This window comes from Paenibacillus pasadenensis DSM 19293, assembly GCF_000422485.1.
GTDB lineage: Bacteria > Bacillota > Bacilli > Paenibacillales > Paenibacillaceae > Paenibacillus_O > Paenibacillus_O pasadenensis.
In genome coordinates, this window is record NZ_KE383849.1 from 130,185 (window position 1) to 147,739 (window position 17,555).

The following is a 17,555-nucleotide window of genomic DNA, read 5'->3' on the forward strand; positions in this document are numbered from 1 at the left end:
TGTTGCTAAATGCGGGCGTACACCCCGTGGGCGGACGACTCGATCTCCTGCTCCATGCTCGCGGCGATCTTGCGCACGACGTCGTCGACGTCGACCTGCTTGTGGATCGGTCCCGTCGTCACCTGCACCGTCGGCGTCAGCGTGACGAAGTTCTGGATCGCCTTCATCTCGGCCAGATCGCGCATCACCTTCAGCTCCTCGCTGCCGATGTCGACCTCGCTGCCGATGCTGCCGACCTCGTTGACCTTGCCGATGTTGGGGATGTTTCCGCCCGGCGCGGCTCCTGCTCCGGCTCCGCCCATCATGCTGTTCTGCTTGTCGGCCATGCCGCCTCCGCCCTTCCACTTGTCTTCGCCTGCGAAGAGATCCTTTATGGGATCCTTCTCCCCGTTGAAGAGCGAGCCTGCCTTGTCCAGTGCTCCTTTGCCCAAGTCGTAGCCCTTCTTGCCTGCCGCTGATGGATCCAGCGCATCCAACCGTCCGATGCGGACGGGGTCCTTCTCCGAAGTCGGCGGCTCGATTTTATCCAGCATGCCCTTCAGCTTGCTGCTCAGGGCATGGGGATCCTTTACGTCCAGCTCTGCGATGCCTTTGTATTCTTTGCCGAACAGCTTCGCCATGCCGGCTCCCAGCCCGTTCACCAAGCCGATGACGCCGTTGATGCCCTCCAGAATGATTTCCATGAAGCCGCCTGCGAAGGACTCCGTCATGAGCAGCATTTGATACAAGGCATTGCCGAACATCATCGCCAGATCGTAGAACAGCTTCTGAACGGCGTAGACCGGGTCGATGAACAGATTGATGAGGAACTCCGCGAACGTCGCGAACAGGTTCCAGGCGGACGCGATGATGTTGTAGATCGTAGCGCCGAGGACGAAGAACAGCCCGACGATGAAGCCGATGATCTGGCTTGCGCTCGTGCCCGTCTGAAGCAGCGCGTATACCAGCAGCCCGATGATCGCGATGATGAGCAGCAGCGGCCAGTTCGCCATGAAGAAGGCGGCGGCCATCGCCAGGATCGGCGCAACCATGCTCCACAGCCAGACGGCCATAAGCGGCAGCAGCACCGCGGTCAGCACGGTCAGCACGTCCGCGATCGTTCCGCCGTGCGTGGCGAACAGGTCCATCAGGAACAGCGCGGCATCCGCCGCCCCTGAAAGCAGCTCCGCCATGATGTACAGACCCGCCGACAACGCGTCGAAGAACGGGTCGAATTTGCCGGAGTCGAATGCGGCCAGCAGCTTGTCCATCACCGGCACGAGCGCCTCCATGGCCGGCATGCCGGCTTCGCCGAGCTTGAACTGCGCTCTCTGCTGGATGCCTTCCATTTTGGCTCCCGGGGTGGAGGTCAGCTTGCCGAAGCCGGCGTCGCTCATGCCTTGCTTGGCGAGCAATCCATCCATAGCGCGCAAGAACCCGTCCATGTCGCCCGAAGCGACGGCCTTGCCGGCTCCGCTCTCCTGCAGCTGCTTCTCGGACAGATTAAGCCCTTTCAGCAGTTCCGCAGGATCGCCCGCCATCATGGCGCTCATCGCGCCGGCCGATTCTTCGAGGCTGCTCTGAGGGTTCAGCTTCTGCATCCGCATCGCCATCCGGTTGAGAGCGGCCACCTGCGTCGGGTCGGTCGTCACCTTGAGGAAAGACAGCGCCGTCTGCTGCGCCTCCGCCGGATTCACGTTCGCGCCGAGCGCTTGCCTGCTCACCGCATCGAAGATCGCTTGGCCGCCGGCGTCGCTGCCTGCCGCCACCGAGTAGCGGTCGATCGTCTCCTGCTGCGCCATCGCGCCCCCGACGGAGCTTTTGAACAACGGCACCGCTGTTCGGAATGCCGCCGTCAGGCCGCTTGTCATCAGCTGAGCGACGCTCGGTGCTCCCTCTCCGGCATGCGACGCTCCTGCCGCGGCCGCGCCAGCCGCTCCTCCCAGCACGCCGGCGCCCAGAGCGCCCGCTCCGGCAGCTCCGGCTCCAGCGGCGCCAAGCCCAAGCAGCGCCTTCAGCCCGCCCGCACGGAAGGCCAGGAACATTTTCGTAAGCTCCGGGAGCGCTTTAAGGAAGTCCTTAGCGCCAGCGACGAACCGAAAAATGCTCGTAACGCGGTCCATTTTGCCGAATCCGCCGCCTGGATCCCTCTGCGCTCCATCCCCCGCCGCCTTCACGCTCACCTTGAACGGCTCGTCCAGCCGCTTCTGAATCTGCTTGCGCAGCCGGCTGATGTCCTCCTCCGGCACGTTCAGGCGGACCTGCAGCGCGAGGCGGGACTGCCGGAGCCGTCCGAGCCGCTGCATCACGCCATTGATCTCCTGATGCGCGCCGCTCGTCTGCACCGACACCTTGAGCGGCTTCGCCAGCTGGCGCTGCAGCTTGTCGCTCAGCTGAATCGTGCGCTCCAGCGTCTGATTCACCTTGCGCAGCTCGCCGCTGAAGCGGTCATACAGCCGGATCGTCGCTTGCAAAGTCGCCATCGCTTCGCCCCCTCCTTTCCGTCATCGGCGCTTGCCGCTCCGCGAGGACTGGAGCCGCGCCTGCTTCTCGGCCTCCAGCCGCACGCGGATCATGCCGATCAGCGCGGCCTTGCGCCGCGTTCCCAGCTCTGCGAATTCCCATGGCAGCACCCCGTATTCATTGAGAGCGAAGTACGCATAATTCCACTCGCCTTCCCCCTCCTCTAGTCGTTTTTTACTTCTTCGGCCAGCTCGCCGACCTCGCGGTCGAAGCCGTTGATCTCCTGCACCTTGGCCGCCAGGTTGGCGAACTCGCCCGCCAGCAGCATCTTGCGCACGACGGCCGCCGCGCCGCGCACGCCGTACGACTGCTGCAGCTCGGCGTCATTGAGATCCGGATGCACGACGCAAGCCGCGACCATGCGGCCGAGATAAGCGTTGTAGTCCATCTCCGGCATCGCCTGGCCGCCTTTTCCTTTCGTCCGCTTCATCGACGCGGAGCGCAGCTCCTCGTTCAGCTCCTCCGAGATGGCGCGCAGCTTCCAGGCGGCGGGCCGGCCCGACTCGTCGCGGAATCGGTCCGAGACGACGACCTCCTGCGTTTCGGCGGCGACGGCATTGTGGGCAAAAAACAGCTTCATGGACATGAACAGTTCCTCCTTGGAATGGAAAATCGAATGAAGCGGGAGCGTCCGTGACGGACGCTCCCGGCAAATGACCGCGAATGAGGCCGGCGGATCGGCGGGACGCTTGCTCTGCCTGGAGTCGGCGCGTCGCGCCCGATCAGCCCAGTCCCTGGATGTCCTTGAACGGCTCGCCGATGTTGACGTCATGGAACGTGAACGGAATTTCCTCGTCCAGCGCATCCGACTCCGCGTCGAGCGCGGCCATGACGACCTCGTCGAGATTGACGCCGATCAACGTGACGATCTGCTTGCCGACAGCCGAGGCCGGATCGTCGTTGGTCACCTGGATGTCGAAATAGGTGTCCACGCCGGTCTTGATGTAATCGCGCATCATCTCGCGGAAGCGGGACGTCACGTAATAGAGCGTCATACTGCCGGTGCCTTCCCAGCCGGCCGCTTTTTTCTGCACGTTGCGGCTGCCGAGCGTCTTGATGTCGGCCTTGTTCTTTTTCGCGGTTGCCCGCAGGTTCTTCACATAGAACATCTCCACCGTCTGTCCGCCAATCGTCGCATAGGCCGTCCCGGAGTGCCCGGCAATCGTGTCTCCCGCTTTCAGTACGCTCATTTAGCTCACCTGTACTTTCATGTAGATTTTTTCGATCGCATCGACCGGCTGCACGGATACGGATACGACAACCGCGTCCGCCTCCGCTCCCTGCTCCACCGTCACGTCCTTGGAGGCGTCGAAGTTCTGCAGCGCCCCCAGCTCCTGGTACTGCTCCAGCAGCTTCACGCAGTCCTTGCGGAACAGCGCGCGGCCGTTCGCATCGTTGCCGACCTTGCCGATATACAGGCTCTCGAAGGTCGCCTTGAAGTCCGTCGCGATCCCGTCGAGCACGCGCAGCGCAGAGTTTTTGGCGAAAATGCGGCCCTTCTGCGGCGTCGGGCTATGATACGAGTTGATGTCCTGCTCGACGACGACCGAGCCGGAGCGGGCCGTGAAGACGAACTCGCCGCCGAGCAGCGCCGCCGCCGTAGCCGAGTTCGTCAGGCGCGGAGAAGCGTCGCTCGCGCCCTCATAAACGGCGTAGGTCAGCGATGCGGCCGGACCGGCCGCCGCTGTCGCCGCCGCGACCCAGACCGCCGCCTGTCCTGGCGTCAGCGTCTTGCCGTCCTCCAGCGTGACGCCGTTGCGCACGCTGATGACGCCCTCATGATTGGCCGAAGCGTAGTTTTCCAGCACGACCTGAATCTTGCGTCCCTCCTCCTCGCGCAGCCGCGCGGCGAACGCCGCGAACAGGCTTTTCATCGTGACATCCGTCCCCGGATACACCGCCACATGGAAGTCCTGCAGCTCGATCGCCTGCAGGAACCCGGCATAATCCTCGTTCGTCGCCGCGCCGTCCGTACCGCCCGCAAGCGGAACGCCTGCCGTGGCTTCGAGGGTTCCCGAGCCCTTCCAGACGATCCAGGCGTTCGCCTTCAGGTCTTGTGCGTTCAGCACGATCTGGCGATCGACCTCCGAGCCGCCGACAAACGTCGCGACTTCCATCTGGCCCGGCTTGTCCACGCTCGCCTCGACCGAGACTCGCAGATCATTGCCGCGCACGCCGGGATAGCGGGCTTCGGCGGTGACGCCGCCAAGCGTCGCCTTGGCCGCCGTTCCACCATTGATGCGGTAGACGAGCAGCTTGCCCGCGCGCTTCATCGCCTCGCGCACCAGCAGCAGCTCCGGCGCGCTCAGCGCGTAGCCGAGCTTCTCCAGCGGATTCTCGCCGCCCTCCAGCACCGTAATCCGCCGCGGCTCTCCCCACGACAGCGGCAGCGGCAGCGCCAGCGTGCCCCTGTCGCCCGTCGTCACCGCCGTCCCTTCCGTCGCAAAATTGATGTAGACCCCCGGACGTACCTTGTTCATTGCCGTAAACATGCCTCCAGCCATTTAGTCGGCCTCCTTTTTAATGAATGCTTGAATGCGCCGTTCGACTTCCTCATGCCCGCAGCGCTCTTCGTCGCCGACCAGCACGGAAATCAAGTCCTTGCTGGCGCCGTACCTGCGGCTCCCCAGCAGCGCCGCCTTCGTAAAGCGCGGCTCCGAGCGCTCGACATCGCTTCGGCTTTGCTCCGTCGGCATCGACCGCTCGGGCTCCAGGCTTGCCTGCTGCTGCGGCCTGACGTCCGAACCGGACGATTCGGCCGCTTTCCCCGTCTTTTTTCTAAATGCCATTTCCCTCGACCTCCCCGCGCAAGCTCCGCATGAGCGGCGGACGATCCGTCTCATCCGCTCCGTCCAGGCGGACGCTCCAAGTAAAAACGACCTTGCCCTCGGCCAGCTCCCGGCTCACGGCGGAGCCCTTGGCGAACCGTCCGTCCGCCAGCGGCACCGACGCCAGCAGCGGCAGCAGCCGCTCCGCGACAAGGTCGGCCCGCTCCGCGGACCGGCAAATCAGCGCCAGTCGACACGCCTCTCGCCAGCGGCCGCCGAGCAGCCGCTGCCGTTCGACCGCCAGCTCCACCAGCTCCAGGCTCGGCTGCGCAGGCGGGGGCTCGGACTGGCCGGCGGACACGGCGTAATCCGGGAACGCCGCTCTCAGCCGGTCCAGCAGCACGTCGATCCAGCTTTCGCTCATCGGCTTGCTCCTTTCCCGGAGAGCAGCGTCTCGAGCACGCTGTCCAGCCGCCGGGGCCAGTCCCGCTCCAGCTCCGCCAGCGCGAGCGCCAGCATGAAGCGCCCCTGCTGTCCGCCTTCGCCCTCCGTCCCGTACTCGAGACGGGCGGCTTCCGGCGCCGGGTGGCTGATCTCCACCGACAGCACCCGGCTCGCGCGCTTCACCGGTCCGACGCGCCAGCCCTTCGCCAGCTCGCCGCTTCCCGGCGGCATTCGAGCCGCTGCGGATCGAGCCGCGGCTTCCGCCTGCTCCAGCAGATGCCGCTCCAGCACGATCGGCGCCCGCTTTTCCAGCTCCCTCAGCTTGCTCAGCAGCTGGTCCGGATCGTCCAGCCTCCAAGCTGCGATTCCTCCCATGCCAGCTCCTCCTTCCTTCTCTTGCTTCCCGCCGTTTCTCGAGCAGAGCGATCGTCAGTTCTCCTCTCGGCCTCTTCTCCTCCGGCAGGCACAGGAACGACAAAAGCCGCCCGGTTAGGGGCGGCTCGTCTCTTGTCATCGTTCCTGATACTAGCATCTTACCACGGTCAAAACAGCCTCAGCGGCTCAACTCCGTCTCTTTCGCGTCTCCACTCCGTCTCATTGGAGTCTCATCCGGGGAGGCGATCTTCTCGCGGTGTTTCGGCGCATGAAAAAGGACGGAGCGCTTTTTCGCTCCGTCCTTATCTCCATCCTATGTTGCCGCCGCTCAGCGGTACTCTTTTCAATCCCGCTGCCATTCCAGAATCCGCAGGAACAGCCGGGCCGCCTGCGGCTTCCAGCGGAAGAACGTCGGGCGGGAGATGCAAAGCGCCATCGCGCAAGCCTCGGCCGTCCGCTTCTCGACGTAATACAGACGGATGAGGCTGCCGTACCCTTCCTGCTGCTCCTCCGCGAGCCGCATCGTTTCTTCCAGCTGCTCCAGCTCGGCCTGCAGCCGCTGCAGCTTCGCCATCCGCTCCAGCACGGCGTCATAGTCGCCGATCCGCCCCGCGCGAGCCTCGATCACCTTTTCCAGCTTGCCTCTCAGCTCCCGCAGCAGCCGGTCGTCCTCGAGATCATTCCCTCTCGTCGGGATCGCCGCCAGCTGCGCTTTCGTGCCGACCGGATGCTTGTCCGGATCGAGGTACGCATTTGCGATCGTCTCCAGTTTCTGCTCCCGAGCGTTCAGATACATATAAGAAGGCATCCCTTTCAGACGGCGGTGAAGGTCCTGCAGCTGGTCCTCCTGATTGAGGCGGCTGACGGTCATCCCGGCTCCGATCGAATAGCTGCCGAGCACCTTCACCTGCATCTTCAGCTCTCGCCAGCGGCGGCATTCGTCGCGGACGAGGCTTTCCAGCTGCCGATTGTCCAGCTCGTCCAGCAGCTCATCGAGCGGTCTCCGTCCCTGTTCCGCTTCAGCGCGATTTTCGAGTCGTTCCATCCTGTTCATGCCCCTTTCCGTTGACTCAAATTTAATTTGAGTTCAAGCCAATAGAATTCGCTTTTTCAACCGCTTGTTGTCGAAAAAGCTATTTCAAGGTATAATGCTTCCATAAAGACCAATATGCTTTGAGTCCATTTGCGGAATACCAGCATAAAACTCAAATCATATTTGAGCAAGAGGCAGATGGAAAAGGGAGGAAGGACCGCCATGTCGCTCGGCAAACGAATTCGGGAATACCGGGTCAAACGAGGCTTGACCCAGATGCAGCTCGCGACGAAGCTCCAAATGTCGGAAGCGAACATATCCAGCTACGAGCGGGACAAAAGCGCCCCGCCGAGCGACAAGCTCAGCCAGCTGGCGGAGCTGCTCGGCGTCTCCTCGGATTATTTGCTCGCCGGCTCCGTCGCCGCCTCCCCGAGCCTTCAGGAACTGGAGCTGGAGCTGTCGGAGGAGCAGATCCTGACGCTGGCCGCGCATCGGATCGGCCATGAAGGGCCGCTGACCGGCCAGGAGCTGGAGCAGATCAAGCTTGCGCTGCGCATCGCCCTGGCCAAGCCGTAACGAACGACACGAAGACCCGTTTAGGAGAGAGGTTATGTCCAAATATGAACGCCTGCTGAAGCAGACGCCCATCCTTCTTCGCGAGGACGCCGACTTGCCTGAACCGATCAAGGGGCTGTATATGGAGACGCGCGCCGTCCAGGCGATCCTGCTCAGCCGCAGCCTGCGCACATCGGCCGACAAGGCTTGCATTCTCGCCGAGGAGCTCGGGCACTACCATACGACTGCGGGCGACATCACCGACCAGTCCGTCATCGCCAACCGCAAGCAGGAGAAGCTCGCGCGCAACTGGGGCTATGAGAAGCTCGTCCCGCTGTCGGAGCTGATCGGCGCCTATCTCGCCGGCTGCCGCAACGCGTTCGAGATCGCCGACTACCTGGAGGTGACCGAGGCGTTCCTGCAGGAATCGATTGTCCACTATCAGGAGAAGTACGGCCAGATGGTCGTGCTCGACCGGTTCACGCTTTATTTCGATCCGCTCGGCGTCGTAGAGATGTTCGAGCGCTGATGGGAGCTATAGTAAAAAACCACGCGAACCGTCAGGACGGTCTCGCGTGGTTTTTGGGTTTATCCTGCTGGAGGCTCCCCATGTCGCCCCGCTTGGTTATGCCACGCCATTCATGGATGAGCAATTCATTTTGGGAAATTCATGAAATCATTAAACCGATTGTGGTACGAGATCCGCAGGTTTGGACATAGGTGGTTTTATTATAGCCATTGCAAGGTGTTGGTTATTGTCTTGGAAGTTACATGATCCTGGGGGGCGCGTCCATCAGGGAAAAATCACTCCGCTTACTTTGGAAGACTGCAGACGACTTCGTCCCATGCTGAAACGGGATCGTGATGGATGGTTTGATTGGACTACCTTTATGAAAAGCCATCCACAGTGCACATGCTATAAGCTTCAGTGTGCACAGTCTAATGACATATTGGGCGTCATTGCCCTGGAGTATAACGACGGCGTATTCGTTCATTCCTTGGAAACGGAGCCCCAAAGCAGGCGTATGGCAGTCGCCTTCAAGCGATATGTGGATCTGGCTGATGTCCTGATTGCTTTTGCCTACTTACAGAATCGTCATGGTGTCCATTTCCACCTGGGGCCTAGAAGAACTCTCGATGCTGGTCTAAAGACGCGGAGATGCATTTCGATCGTGTGCATAGGACAGGGGCTCGCAATTAGCGGGCCTTTTTTTATTTTCATCGGCAAGGGCTTTCTCAGTCCGTATGGGCAAGGCGTTCATCGAGCGTGGAGCCCTGCTTGCAATAAAAAAGAATCCGCAGAACTTTTCTGCGGATTCAACGAAAGTTAAGTTTTACATCTTTTATCGCTTACCCGATCGAACCTTCCATCTCGAACTTGATGAGACGGTTCATCTCGACCGCGTACTCCATCGGCAGCTCCTTGGTGAACGGCTCGATGAAGCCCATGACGATCATCTGCGTCGCTTCGGCTTCGCTCAGGCCGCGGCTCATCAGGTAGAAGAGCTGGTCCTCGGATACCTTGGAGACCGTCGCCTCATGCTCAAGCGTGACGTTGTCGTTCTTGATCTCGTTGTACGGGATCGTGTCCGACGTCGACTGGTTGTCGAGGATGAGCGTGTCGCACTTGATGTTCGCCTTGGCGCCTTCGGCGTCGCGGCCGAACGAGCAGAGGCCGCGGTACGTCACCTTGCCGCCATGCTTGGAGATCGACTTGGAGACGATCGTCGACGTCGTGTCCGGCGCCAGGTGGACCATCTTCGCGCCCGCGTCCTGGTGCTGGCCCTTGCCGGCGACGGCGATGGAGAGCACCATGCCCTTGGCGCCGCGTCCGCGCAGGATGACAGCCGGGTACTTCATCGTCAGCTTGGAGCCGATGTTGCCGTCGACCCACTCCATCGTCGCGTTCTCGTCGGCGACGGCGCGCTTGGTGACGAGGTTGTAGATGTTCGGCGCCCAGTTCTGGATCGTCGTGTAGCGCACGCGCGCGTTTTTCTTGACGATGATCTCGACGACGGCGCTATGCAGCGAGTTCGTGCTGTACACCGGAGCGGTGCAGCCCTCGACGTAATGCACGAAGCTGTCCTCGTCGGCGATGATGAGCGTGCGCTCGAACTGGCCCATGTTCTCGGAGTTGATCCGGAAGTAAGCCTGCAGCGGAATCTCGCACTTCACGCCCTTCGGCACGTAGATGAAGCTGCCGCCGGACCAGACCGCGCTGTTGAGCGCCGCGAACTTGTTGTCCGCCGGCGGGATGACCGTGCCGAAGTGCTCGCGGAAAATTTCCGGATGCTCGCGCAGCGCCGTGTCGGTGTCGGTGAAGATGACGCCTTGCTTCTCCAGGTCCTCCTGCATGCTGTGGTAGACGACCTCGGACTCGTACTGCGCCGAGACGCCGGCGAGGAACTTCTGCTCCGCCTCCGGAATGCCCAGCTTGTCGAACGTTTCCTTGATCTCCTGCGGCACTTCCTCCCACGTCTTGCCTTGCTTTTCGGAAGGCTTGACGTAGTACTGGATGTCGTCGAAGTCCAGATCGTCCAGATCGCCGCCCCATTTAGGCATCGCCATCTTGTTGAACTGGTCGAGCGACTTGAGGCGGAAGTTCAGCATCCACTCCGGCTCGCCCTTCATTTCCGAGATCGTGCGGACGATTTCCGGCGTCAGGCCTTTGCCCGACTGGAAAATCGCCTTGTGCTCGTCGCGGAAGCCATATTTATATTCTTCCATTTCCGGCATCGATTTTGCCATCTTGGTCACGCTCCTTGTGGTGGGGCTTGGATGGAAAGGTCAATGCCCTTCCGGCTTGCCTTGGCCTTGCGACTCGACGCCCTTGCGCAGCGCGTTCCAGGCGAGCGTCGCGCATTTGATGCGCGCCGGGAACTTGTTGACCCCGGACAGCGCCTCGATGTCCTCCAGCTCGTCGAACTCGACCGGCTCGCCCTTCATGAGGGCGGAGAACTTCTCCGCCATCGCGTAGGCTTCGTCCAGCGTGCGGCCTTTGACCGCCTCCGTCATCATCGAGGCCGAGCTCATGCTGATCGAGCAGCCTTCGCCCGTGAAGCGGGCGTCGGACACCTTGCCGTCCTCGACCTGCAGCTGCAGCGAGATGCGGTCGCCGCAGGTCGGATTGTTCAGGTTGACCGTCACGGATCCTTCGTCGATCGTGCCGCGGTTGCGGGGATTCTTGTAGTGATCCATGATGACCCGGCGGTACAGATCATCCAATTGCATGATCGAAGAACTCCTTTGTCCGGAGCAGCGAGGCCGCCAGCCGGTCTACGTCCTGCTCGGTATTGTACAGATAGAAGCTTGCCCGGGCGGTCGCCGTCACATCCAGCCAGCGCATGAGCGGCTGGCAGCAGTGGTGTCCGGCACGCACCGCGATGCCTTCGGAATCGAGCACCGTGGCGACGTCATGCGGATGCACGTCGTCCAGGTTGAACGTGATCAGGCCGACGCGTCCTTCGCGCGGGCCGTAGATCGTGATGCCGTCGATCTCCGACAGCTTGCTGTACGCGTAAGCGGCCAGCTCCTTTTCGTGGCGGTCGATGTTGTCCAGCCCGATCTCCTCGAGGAAGTCGATCGCCGCGGCCAGCCCGACGGCGCCGGCGATGATCGGCGTGCCCGCCTCGAAGCGCCACGGAATGTCCTTCCAGGTCGATTCGTACAGGTCGACGAAGTCGATCATCTCGCCGCCGAACTCGATCGGCTCCATGTTCTCGAGCAGCGAGCGGCGGCCGTAGAGGGCGCCGATGCCGGTCGGACCGCACATCTTGTGGCCCGAGAGGGCATAGAAGTCGCAATCCAGCGCCTGCACGTCGATCCGCATATGCGGCGTGCTCTGCGCGCCGTCCACGACCATGACCGCGCCGTGGCGATGGGCGATCTCGGCGATCTCCTTGATCGGGTTGATGACGCCGAGCACGTTGGAGACGTACATGACCGAGACGATCTTGGTCCGGCCGGTAATCGCCTTCTCCACGTCCGCCAGCGCGATCGTCCCGTCCGGCTGCAGCGGGATGTACTTCAGCACCGCGCCGGAGCGCTTCGCCGCCTGCTGCCACGGAATCAGGTTGCTGTGATGCTCCATCGGCGTGATGACGATCTCGTCGCCTTCCTGGAGCACCGACGGAGCGTAGCCCGTCGCGACGAGGTTGAGCGCCGAGGTCGTGCCGCGGGTGAAGATGATCTGCTCCGCGGACGGGGCGTTCAGGAAGCGGGCGACGCGCTCGCGCGCCCCTTCGTACGCCTCGGTCGCGCGGGAGCCGAGCGTATGCACGCCGCGGTGCACGTTGGAGTTGTCGAGCTCGTAGTAGCGCTTGACCGCCTCAATGACGGAGCGCGGCTTCTGGGAAGTCGCCGCGCTGTCGAGATAAACGAGCGGATGCCCGTTCACCTCTTGATGGAGAATCGGGAACTGCTTCCTGATTTCCTCTATGTTCATGCCTCCAGCTTCCTTTCGAGCAGCTGCTGCAGCTGCTCGCGGACGGCGTCGATCGGGACCTCCGTCACGACCGGAGCCAGGAATCCGTAGATGATCAGCCGCTCCGCCTCGGCCTTGGTCACGCCGCGGCTCATCAGGTAGTACACCTGCTCCGGGTTGACCTGGCCGACGCTCGCCGCGTGGCCTGCCGTCACGTCGTCCTCGTCGATCAGCAGGATCGGGTTGGCGTCTCCGCGGGCTTTCGGGCTGAGCATGAGCACCTTCTCGGTCTGCACGCCGTTCGCCTTGGTCGCGCCCTTCTCGATCTTGGTGATGCCGTTGATGATCGCCGTCGCCTCTTCCTTCATGACGGCGCGCGTCACCATGTTGCTGTCGGAGTTCAGGCCGAAGTGCTTGGCCTGCGTCGTCAGGCTCATGCGCTGCTTGCCGGCGCCGATGCTCACGACGGCCGCATCGGACGAGGAGCCGTTGCCCTTCAGCACTGACAGCGTGTCGGAGAGGACGTTGCCGTCGTTGAGGTCGCCGATGACCCACTGGATGCGGGCGTCGCTGCCCAGCACCGCGCGGCGGATCGTCGTGTCGATGACGTTGGCGCCGAGCTGGTGGATCGAGGCGACGTCGACTTTGGCGCCGTCGCCGGCGATGACCTCGATCATCGAGTGGTGCACGGCATCCGCGCCGCCGCCGATCGTCAGCGCGTTGTCGACGTAGGTGACGCGGCTGTGGCGCTCGGCCACGATAAGGATATGCGGCGCGAACGATACGGACGCGTCGTCATTGTAGAACAACGCCTGCAGCGGCACGTCGATCTCGACTTCCTTAGGCACGTACAGGAACACGCCTCCGTTCCAGAGGGCGGCGTGCAGCGCCGTCAGCTTGTTCTCGTCCTTGGCGATCGCCTGGAACAGATGCTTCTGCACCAGCTCCGGATGCTCGGCCGCGGCCGTCTCCAGATCGGTGAAGATGACGCCGCGAGCGCTCAGCTCCTCCGGCAGGCGCCGCAGCACCGTGCCCGAGCCGCGCTGCACGAGCAGCGCGCCGTCTCCGGAGACGAGCGATGCGGCCGCTTCCGGCAGCTCGCTCTCCGAGGACAGCGCCTGCGGCTTGGCATACTCGCCGAATGCCGTCAGGTTCCAGCGGTCGATGCGGATCTTCTCCGGCTTGGGCCATTCCAGCGACTCGGCCAGCTCGGCCGCCTCGCCGCGCAGGGAAGTGAGCCATGCCGGCTCTCCCTTGCTGCGGGACAGCGCCTCCGCGAATTCCCGTCCGACGGGATTGTCCAGTTGTGTGCTCATCCTAATCCCTCCCGTCTCTCTTAAGCCTGGCCGACGGTTTCGTCTACGATGCCGAGCTCCGCCTTGACCCAGTCATAGCCCTCCGCCTCGAGGCGCTCCGCCAGCTCCGGTCCGCCGGACTTGACGATGCGGCCTTGCATCATGACGTGCACGAAGTCAGGCTTGACGTAGTTCAGCAGGCGCTGGTAGTGGGTGATGATGAGGAACGCGCGATCATCGGCGCGCATCGCGTTGACGCCTTGGGCGACGATCTTGAGAGCGTCGATGTCGAGGCCGGAGTCGATCTCGTCGAGGATGACGACCTTCGGATCGAGCAGCATCATCTGCAGGATCTCGTTGCGCTTCTTCTCGCCGCCGGAGAAGCCTTCGTTGAGGTAGCGGTGGGCGAACTCGGGGTTCATCTCCAGCTCCTTCATCTTGCTTTCCATCTGGCGGATGAACTTGATCAGGCTGATCTCGTTGCCTTCCTCGCGGCGGGCGTTGATCGCGCTGCGCAGGAAGTCGGAGTTCGTCACGCCGGTGATCTCGCTCGGATACTGCATCGCCAGGAACAGGCCGGCGCGGGCGCGCTCGTCGACGCCCATCTCCAGCAGGTCCTCGCCGTTCAGCTCGGCGGAGCCCTCCGTCACCTCATACTTCGGATGTCCCATCAGCGCGGAGGCCAGCGTGCTCTTGCCCGTGCCGTTCGGACCCATGATCGCGTGGATCTCTCCGCCCTTCATGCTCAGGCTGAGCCCCTTGAGAATTTCCTTGCCCTCGATCTCGGCCTTGAGTCCTTCAATCGTGAATTGCGTTGCCATAATGAACCTTGCTCCCTTCGACCTATGAGTACTTGCCGCCGCTGGCGGTCAAGCGGGTATTCGCATGCATCGTCCCCGCGCGGACCGGATCCGCGGCGAGGAAGGTCATTCTCATTTGATTCTCAATAATAATTTTAGTATAAAACTCGTTATAAATCAATGTTCGCCAGCTGTTCCCAACCGGCGGCGGATCTCGTCGCTGCGCCGGGCGAACTCGGCGTCGTCCAGCACCGGCACGGCGCCGTCCCCTGCCATCGGCGGCCCGGCGGCGATCCACGACTTGCAGCCGGTGAAAGCCGGCTCCATTGGCAGCCGGATCGGCTCCGCCAGCCGGTACACCCGAAGCAGCAGCACATGCAGCGGCTCGCGCTTTTTCCATTTCAGCCGCTCCTCGGCAAACGCGTCGGTCCAGATATGCAGATCGCGGATGCGCAGCAGCGCCTCCGGATCGGTCACGAGGATGTCCTCGGCCGCATGGGCGCGGCTCGAGATGGCGATCGCGCCCGCCTGCGGCCCCTCCCATTCGCCCAGCACCTCGTCCAGCAGGCTCTGCGCCTCCGGCTTGAGCAGCTCCCGGCGCTGATGCTCGTACGCGGGCATCAAATAGAAGTCCGGCGTCTCCAGCCGGAAGCGTCGCGTCTCCTCGGCGATGCCGCCCTTGCGCAGCACGACGATCTGGCGGCCCTGCTCGAGCGCCCGCACGGTGGCGGCCCACTCCTTGAGGGCGGCCGGTCCTTCCATGAGCGCAGCCTCGGCTGTCCGCGCCTCCGCTGCTTCCCCGTTCGTCACGGTCCTCACGCTCCTTATCCTTCCATGTCTCGTGCCATTATACCAAATCCCGCTATTTCAAGTCGAAAAAAGATGGGCTATAATTGGACAATCCTTATTAAATGGAGCAGGAAAGGCGGTTCAACCATCATGCCAGGTTATCATCCCTACAGCGAAGCCGAAGCGATCGAGCTGGCGCGCTCGTTCCCGGACGTATTTTCTCCCGAAGCGGAGCTGAGCTGCCGCGAGATCGGCGACGGCAACCTCAACCTCGTCTTCCACATCACCGAGCCGGCGACGGGCAAGGGCCTCATCATCAAGCAGGCCCTTCCTTATGTAAAGGTGTTCGGAGAATCATGGCCGCTGTCGATCGACCGCGCCCGCATCGAGGGCGAGGCGCTCAAGATCCAGCATGCGCTCGCGCCCGAGCTCGTGCCGCAGGTGTTCCTGACGGACCATGAGCAGGCGATCACCGTCATGGAGGACCTGAGCGACCACGTCATCCTGCGCAAGGGGCTGATGGACCGGACCGTCTACCCGCGCTTCGCGGGCGACATCTCGACGTTCCTCGCGCAGACGCTGTTCTTCACCTCCGACCTCGGCATGAGCCAGCAGGAGAAGAAGCTGCGCCAGCAGGCGTTCGTCAACGTGGAGCTGTGCCAGATCACGGAGGACCTCATCTTCGACGAGCCGTACCGCGAGCATGAGCGCAACAACTACGAGGACGCCATCGCCGACGAGGCGGCCGCCCTCCGCTCCGACGGCGCCCTGCGCACGGAGATCGCGCTGCTGCGCGAGAAGTTCCTGACGCGCGGCGAGGCGCTGCTGCACGGCGACCTGCATACGGGCAGCATCTTCGCCCTGCCGGATTCGACCAAGGTGATCGATCCGGAATTCGCCTTTTACGGCCCGATGGGCTTCGACATCGGCGCGGTCATCGCCAACCTGCTGCTGAACTACGCCGGCCAGGAGCATTGGAGCGCGGACGAAGCGTCCCGCAAGGAGTACCGCGAGTTCCTGCTCGAGACGGTGCGCGGCACGTGGACGCAGTTCAGCGCCAAGTTCCGCACGCTGTGGGACGAGCACGGCAAGGACCCGGTATTCTCCAACGCTCCGGGCTATCAGGACCTGTATATGGACCGGCTGCTTCAGGATACGATCGGCTTCGCCGGCGCCAAGATGGTGCGCCGCGTCGTCGGCTTCGCCCATGTCGCGGACCTCGACACGATTCCCGACGACGCCGTCCGCGAGCGCGCCAAGCGCCTCGCCCTCGCCATCGGCAAGGAGCTCATCCGCCAGAACCGCTCGATCCGCTCGATCGAGCAGGCGATCGACATCGCCCTCACCGCAGCCGCGCGCTGACCGGCCGCCGCCTCATGCCGGCCTGACCGCATGGCGATTTGAAATGGAGGAACATTCAACATGACTACTGCCAGCACGTATCCCGGCCTCATCTCGCTGATCTGGGCCGGCAGCCAGCTGCAGCTGCTCGACCAGCGGCTGCTGCCGGAGGAGACCGTCTATCTGCCGCTGACCGACGCCGAGGGCGTCTGGGAAGCGATCCGCCACATGAAGGTGCGCGGAGCGCCCGCGATCGGCATCGCCGCCGCTTACGGCGTCGTCCTCGGCAGCGGCCTGCCCGGCCAGGAAGCGCCGGACGACAGCCTCGGCGCCTGGCTCGGACGCGTCCAGGAAAAGGCCGCCTACCTGGCGACGAGCCGTCCTACGGCCGTCAACCTGTTCTGGGCGCTCGACCGGATGAAGGCCCGCGCCGCCGCCCTCGCCGAAGCGCTCGTGCCGCTGGACGAGGCCAAGCAGGCGCTGCTGGACGAGGCGATCCTCATCCAGAGCGAGGACGAAGCGACGAACCGCCGCATCGGCGAGCATGCGCTCGAGCTGATGAAGGACGGCATGGGCGTGCTGACGCACTGCAACGCCGGCGGCCTCGCCACGGCCAAGTACGGCACGGCGCTCGCGCCGTTCTATCTGGCCAAGGAGCAGGGCATGAACCTGCGCGTCTTCGCCGACGAGACCCGCCCCGTGCTGCAGGGCGCGCGCCTGACGGCGTTCGAGCTGCAGCAGGCCGGCGTCGACGTGACGCTCATCTGCGACAACATGGCCGGCATGGTCATGGGCAAGGGCTGGATCGACGCCGTCATCGTCGGCACCGACCGCGTCGCGGCGAACGGCGACGTCGCCAACAAGATCGGCACTTACAGCGTGGCTGTTCTGGCCAAGGCGCACGGCATCCCGTTCTACGTCGCCTGCCCGCTGTCGACGATCGACATGGGCACGCCGACCGGCGCCGAGATCCCGATCGAGGAGCGCCACGCGGAGGAAGTGACCGAGGGCTTCGGCAAGCGCACCGCGCCGCAGGGCGTCAAGGTGTTCAATCCGGCGTTCGACGTGACGCCGGCCGAGTACGTCACGGCCATCATCACCGAGAAGGGCGTCATCCGCCCGCCGTATGGCGACAGCCTGAAAAAGCTGTTCGAAGAGCTGAAGCAAAGCTGAGGCTGAAGGAGCCATCGTAAAAAAGGCATCGCGCTTTCCATTTCGGAAAACGCGATG

General features: G+C 63.2%; 19 protein-coding genes. 4 read left to right on the forward strand and 15 right to left on the reverse strand.

The genetic code is table 11. The annotated features are described in order from the left end of the window. Nucleotides 1–5: 5 nt before the first annotated feature. From H582_RS0114865 to H582_RS0114905, 9 genes are all read right to left on the reverse strand, one after another. Nucleotides 6–2,462 carry a phage tail family protein gene (locus H582_RS0114865; protein ID WP_028599148.1) on the reverse strand — a complete coding sequence of 819 codons (2,457 nt, stop codon included), beginning with the start codon at nt 2,460–2,462 and terminating at the stop codon, nt 6–8. Nucleotides 2,463–2,483: 21 nt separating this feature from the next. After that, nucleotides 2,484–2,612 (reverse strand): hypothetical protein, encoded by a 129-nt coding sequence (locus H582_RS33150; protein ID WP_255309683.1) that lies wholly within the window; start codon nt 2,610–2,612, stop codon nt 2,484–2,486. Nucleotides 2,613–2,665: 53 nt separating this feature from the next. Further along, nucleotides 2,666–3,088: a phage tail assembly chaperone gene (locus H582_RS0114875; RefSeq protein WP_043111402.1), complete on the reverse strand. Its 423-nt coding sequence runs from the start codon at nt 3,086–3,088 to the stop codon at nt 2,666–2,668. A 136-nt stretch (nt 3,089–3,224) separates the two neighbouring features. Continuing rightward, a complete protein-coding gene (locus H582_RS0114880) occupies nt 3,225–3,692 on the reverse strand; it encodes a phage tail tube protein (RefSeq protein WP_028599150.1) in 468 nt (155 codons plus the stop codon). After that, nucleotides 3,693–5,006: a phage tail sheath family protein gene (locus H582_RS0114885; protein WP_028599151.1), complete on the reverse strand. Its 1,314-nt coding sequence runs from the start codon at nt 5,004–5,006 to the stop codon at nt 3,693–3,695. Further along, the gene (locus tag H582_RS0114890; protein ID WP_028599152.1) at nt 5,007–5,291 is read right to left on the reverse strand and encodes a hypothetical protein; all 285 of its coding nucleotides are present in this window, start codon (nt 5,289–5,291) and stop codon (nt 5,007–5,009) included. Then, complete coding sequence (locus H582_RS0114895; protein WP_028599153.1) at nt 5,281–5,694, reverse strand: hypothetical protein; 414 nt, start codon at nt 5,692–5,694, stop codon at nt 5,281–5,283. The genes H582_RS0114890 and H582_RS0114895 overlap by 11 nt, the downstream gene beginning before the upstream one ends. Beyond that, nucleotides 5,691–6,089, reverse strand: coding sequence for an HK97 gp10 family phage protein (locus tag H582_RS0114900; protein ID WP_028599154.1), 399 nt, complete (start codon nt 6,087–6,089; stop codon nt 5,691–5,693). Before H582_RS0114900 ends, H582_RS0114895 begins: the two co-directional genes overlap by 4 nt. 343 nt (nt 6,090–6,432) lie before the next feature. Next, nucleotides 6,433–7,134, reverse strand: a complete 702-nt coding sequence (locus tag H582_RS0114905) for a hypothetical protein (protein ID WP_052333305.1) — start codon at nt 7,132–7,134, stop codon at nt 6,433–6,435. 210 nt (nt 7,135–7,344) lie between these two features. On the opposite strand from H582_RS0114905, the gene H582_RS30190 reads away from it, so the two are divergent. Both H582_RS30190 and H582_RS0114915 read left to right on the forward strand, forming a co-directional pair. Beyond that, nucleotides 7,345–7,698, forward strand: coding sequence for a helix-turn-helix domain-containing protein (locus H582_RS30190; RefSeq protein WP_084137343.1), 354 nt, complete (start codon nt 7,345–7,347; stop codon nt 7,696–7,698). Between the two features lie 34 nt (nt 7,699–7,732). Then, nucleotides 7,733–8,206 carry an ImmA/IrrE family metallo-endopeptidase gene (locus H582_RS0114915; protein ID WP_028599156.1) on the forward strand — a complete coding sequence of 158 codons (474 nt, stop codon included), beginning with the start codon at nt 7,733–7,735 and terminating at the stop codon, nt 8,204–8,206. Between the two features lie 821 nt (nt 8,207–9,027). Here H582_RS0114915 and sufB read toward each other — a convergent pair. The 6 genes from sufB to H582_RS0114950 all read right to left on the reverse strand — a co-directional run bounded on the left by sufB (nt 9,028) and on the right by H582_RS0114950 (nt 15,005). Beyond that, entirely contained in the window at nt 9,028–10,425 is a 1,398-nt protein-coding gene (gene sufB / locus H582_RS0114920) for a Fe-S cluster assembly protein SufB (RefSeq protein ID WP_028599157.1), read from the reverse strand. 39 nt (nt 10,426–10,464) lie between these two features. Further along, complete coding sequence (sufU, locus tag H582_RS0114925; RefSeq protein ID WP_028599158.1) at nt 10,465–10,908, reverse strand: Fe-S cluster assembly sulfur transfer protein SufU; 444 nt, start codon at nt 10,906–10,908, stop codon at nt 10,465–10,467. After that, on the reverse strand, nt 10,895–12,121 hold the full coding sequence (locus H582_RS0114930; protein WP_028599159.1) for a cysteine desulfurase: 1,227 nt from the start codon (nt 12,119–12,121) through the stop codon (nt 10,895–10,897). Before H582_RS0114930 ends, sufU begins: the two co-directional genes overlap by 14 nt. Then, the gene (gene sufD, locus H582_RS0114935; RefSeq protein WP_028599160.1) at nt 12,118–13,416 is read right to left on the reverse strand and encodes a Fe-S cluster assembly protein SufD; all 1,299 of its coding nucleotides are present in this window, start codon (nt 13,414–13,416) and stop codon (nt 12,118–12,120) included. Before sufD ends, H582_RS0114930 begins: the two co-directional genes overlap by 4 nt. 20 nt (nt 13,417–13,436) lie before the next feature. After that, the gene (gene sufC / locus H582_RS0114940; protein WP_028599161.1) at nt 13,437–14,216 is read right to left on the reverse strand and encodes a Fe-S cluster assembly ATPase SufC; all 780 of its coding nucleotides are present in this window, start codon (nt 14,214–14,216) and stop codon (nt 13,437–13,439) included. Between the two features lie 156 nt (nt 14,217–14,372). Further along, a complete protein-coding gene (locus H582_RS0114950; RefSeq protein ID WP_228551637.1) occupies nt 14,373–15,005 on the reverse strand; it encodes a DUF1802 family protein in 633 nt (210 codons plus the stop codon). A gap of 129 nt (nt 15,006–15,134) precedes the next feature. Between H582_RS0114950 and mtnK the strand changes: the two genes are divergently transcribed. After that, complete coding sequence (gene mtnK / locus H582_RS0114955) at nt 15,135–16,346, forward strand: S-methyl-5-thioribose kinase (protein WP_028599163.1); 1,212 nt, start codon at nt 15,135–15,137, stop codon at nt 16,344–16,346. Between the two features lie 60 nt (nt 16,347–16,406). Continuing rightward, nucleotides 16,407–17,498 carry an S-methyl-5-thioribose-1-phosphate isomerase gene (gene mtnA, locus H582_RS0114960; protein WP_028599164.1) on the forward strand — a complete coding sequence of 364 codons (1,092 nt, stop codon included), beginning with the start codon at nt 16,407–16,409 and terminating at the stop codon, nt 17,496–17,498. The last annotated feature ends 57 nt before the right edge of the window (nt 17,499–17,555 follow it).

Bases quoted from the DNA above. Each gene is read 5' to 3' on its own strand.
- H582_RS0114865 (WP_028599148.1), bottom strand. From the start codon at position 2,462: ATGGCGACTTTGCAAGCGACGATCCGGCTGTATGACCGCTTCAGCGGC.
- H582_RS0114900 (WP_028599154.1), bottom strand. From the start codon at position 6,089: ATGGGAGGAATCGCAGCTTGGAGGCTGGACGATCCGGACCAGCTGCTG.
- sufB (WP_028599157.1), bottom strand. From the start codon at position 10,425: ATGGCAAAATCGATGCCGGAAATGGAAGAATATAAATATGGCTTCCGC.
- sufC (WP_028599161.1), bottom strand. From the start codon at position 14,216: ATGGCAACGCAATTCACGATTGAAGGACTCAAGGCCGAGATCGAGGGC.
- sufU (WP_028599158.1), bottom strand. From the start codon at position 10,908: ATGCAATTGGATGATCTGTACCGCCGGGTCATCATGGATCACTACAAG.
- H582_RS0114880 (WP_028599150.1), bottom strand. From the start codon at position 3,692: ATGAGCGTACTGAAAGCGGGAGACACGATTGCCGGGCACTCCGGGACG.
- H582_RS0114875 (WP_043111402.1), bottom strand. From the start codon at position 3,088: ATGTCCATGAAGCTGTTTTTTGCCCACAATGCCGTCGCCGCCGAAACG.
- H582_RS30190 (WP_084137343.1), top strand. From the start codon at position 7,345: ATGTCGCTCGGCAAACGAATTCGGGAATACCGGGTCAAACGAGGCTTG.
- H582_RS0114905 (WP_052333305.1), bottom strand. From the start codon at position 7,134: ATGGAACGACTCGAAAATCGCGCTGAAGCGGAACAGGGACGGAGACCG.
- H582_RS0114885 (WP_028599151.1), bottom strand. From the start codon at position 5,006: ATGGCTGGAGGCATGTTTACGGCAATGAACAAGGTACGTCCGGGGGTC.
- H582_RS0114895 (WP_028599153.1), bottom strand. From the start codon at position 5,694: ATGAGCGAAAGCTGGATCGACGTGCTGCTGGACCGGCTGAGAGCGGCG.
- H582_RS0114890 (WP_028599152.1), bottom strand. From the start codon at position 5,291: ATGGCATTTAGAAAAAAGACGGGGAAAGCGGCCGAATCGTCCGGTTCG.
- H582_RS0114915 (WP_028599156.1), top strand. From the start codon at position 7,733: ATGTCCAAATATGAACGCCTGCTGAAGCAGACGCCCATCCTTCTTCGC.
- mtnA (WP_028599164.1), top strand. From the start codon at position 16,407: ATGACTACTGCCAGCACGTATCCCGGCCTCATCTCGCTGATCTGGGCC.
- mtnK (WP_028599163.1), top strand. From the start codon at position 15,135: ATGCCAGGTTATCATCCCTACAGCGAAGCCGAAGCGATCGAGCTGGCG.
- H582_RS0114930 (WP_028599159.1), bottom strand. From the start codon at position 12,121: ATGAACATAGAGGAAATCAGGAAGCAGTTCCCGATTCTCCATCAAGAG.
- sufD (WP_028599160.1), bottom strand. From the start codon at position 13,416: ATGAGCACACAACTGGACAATCCCGTCGGACGGGAATTCGCGGAGGCG.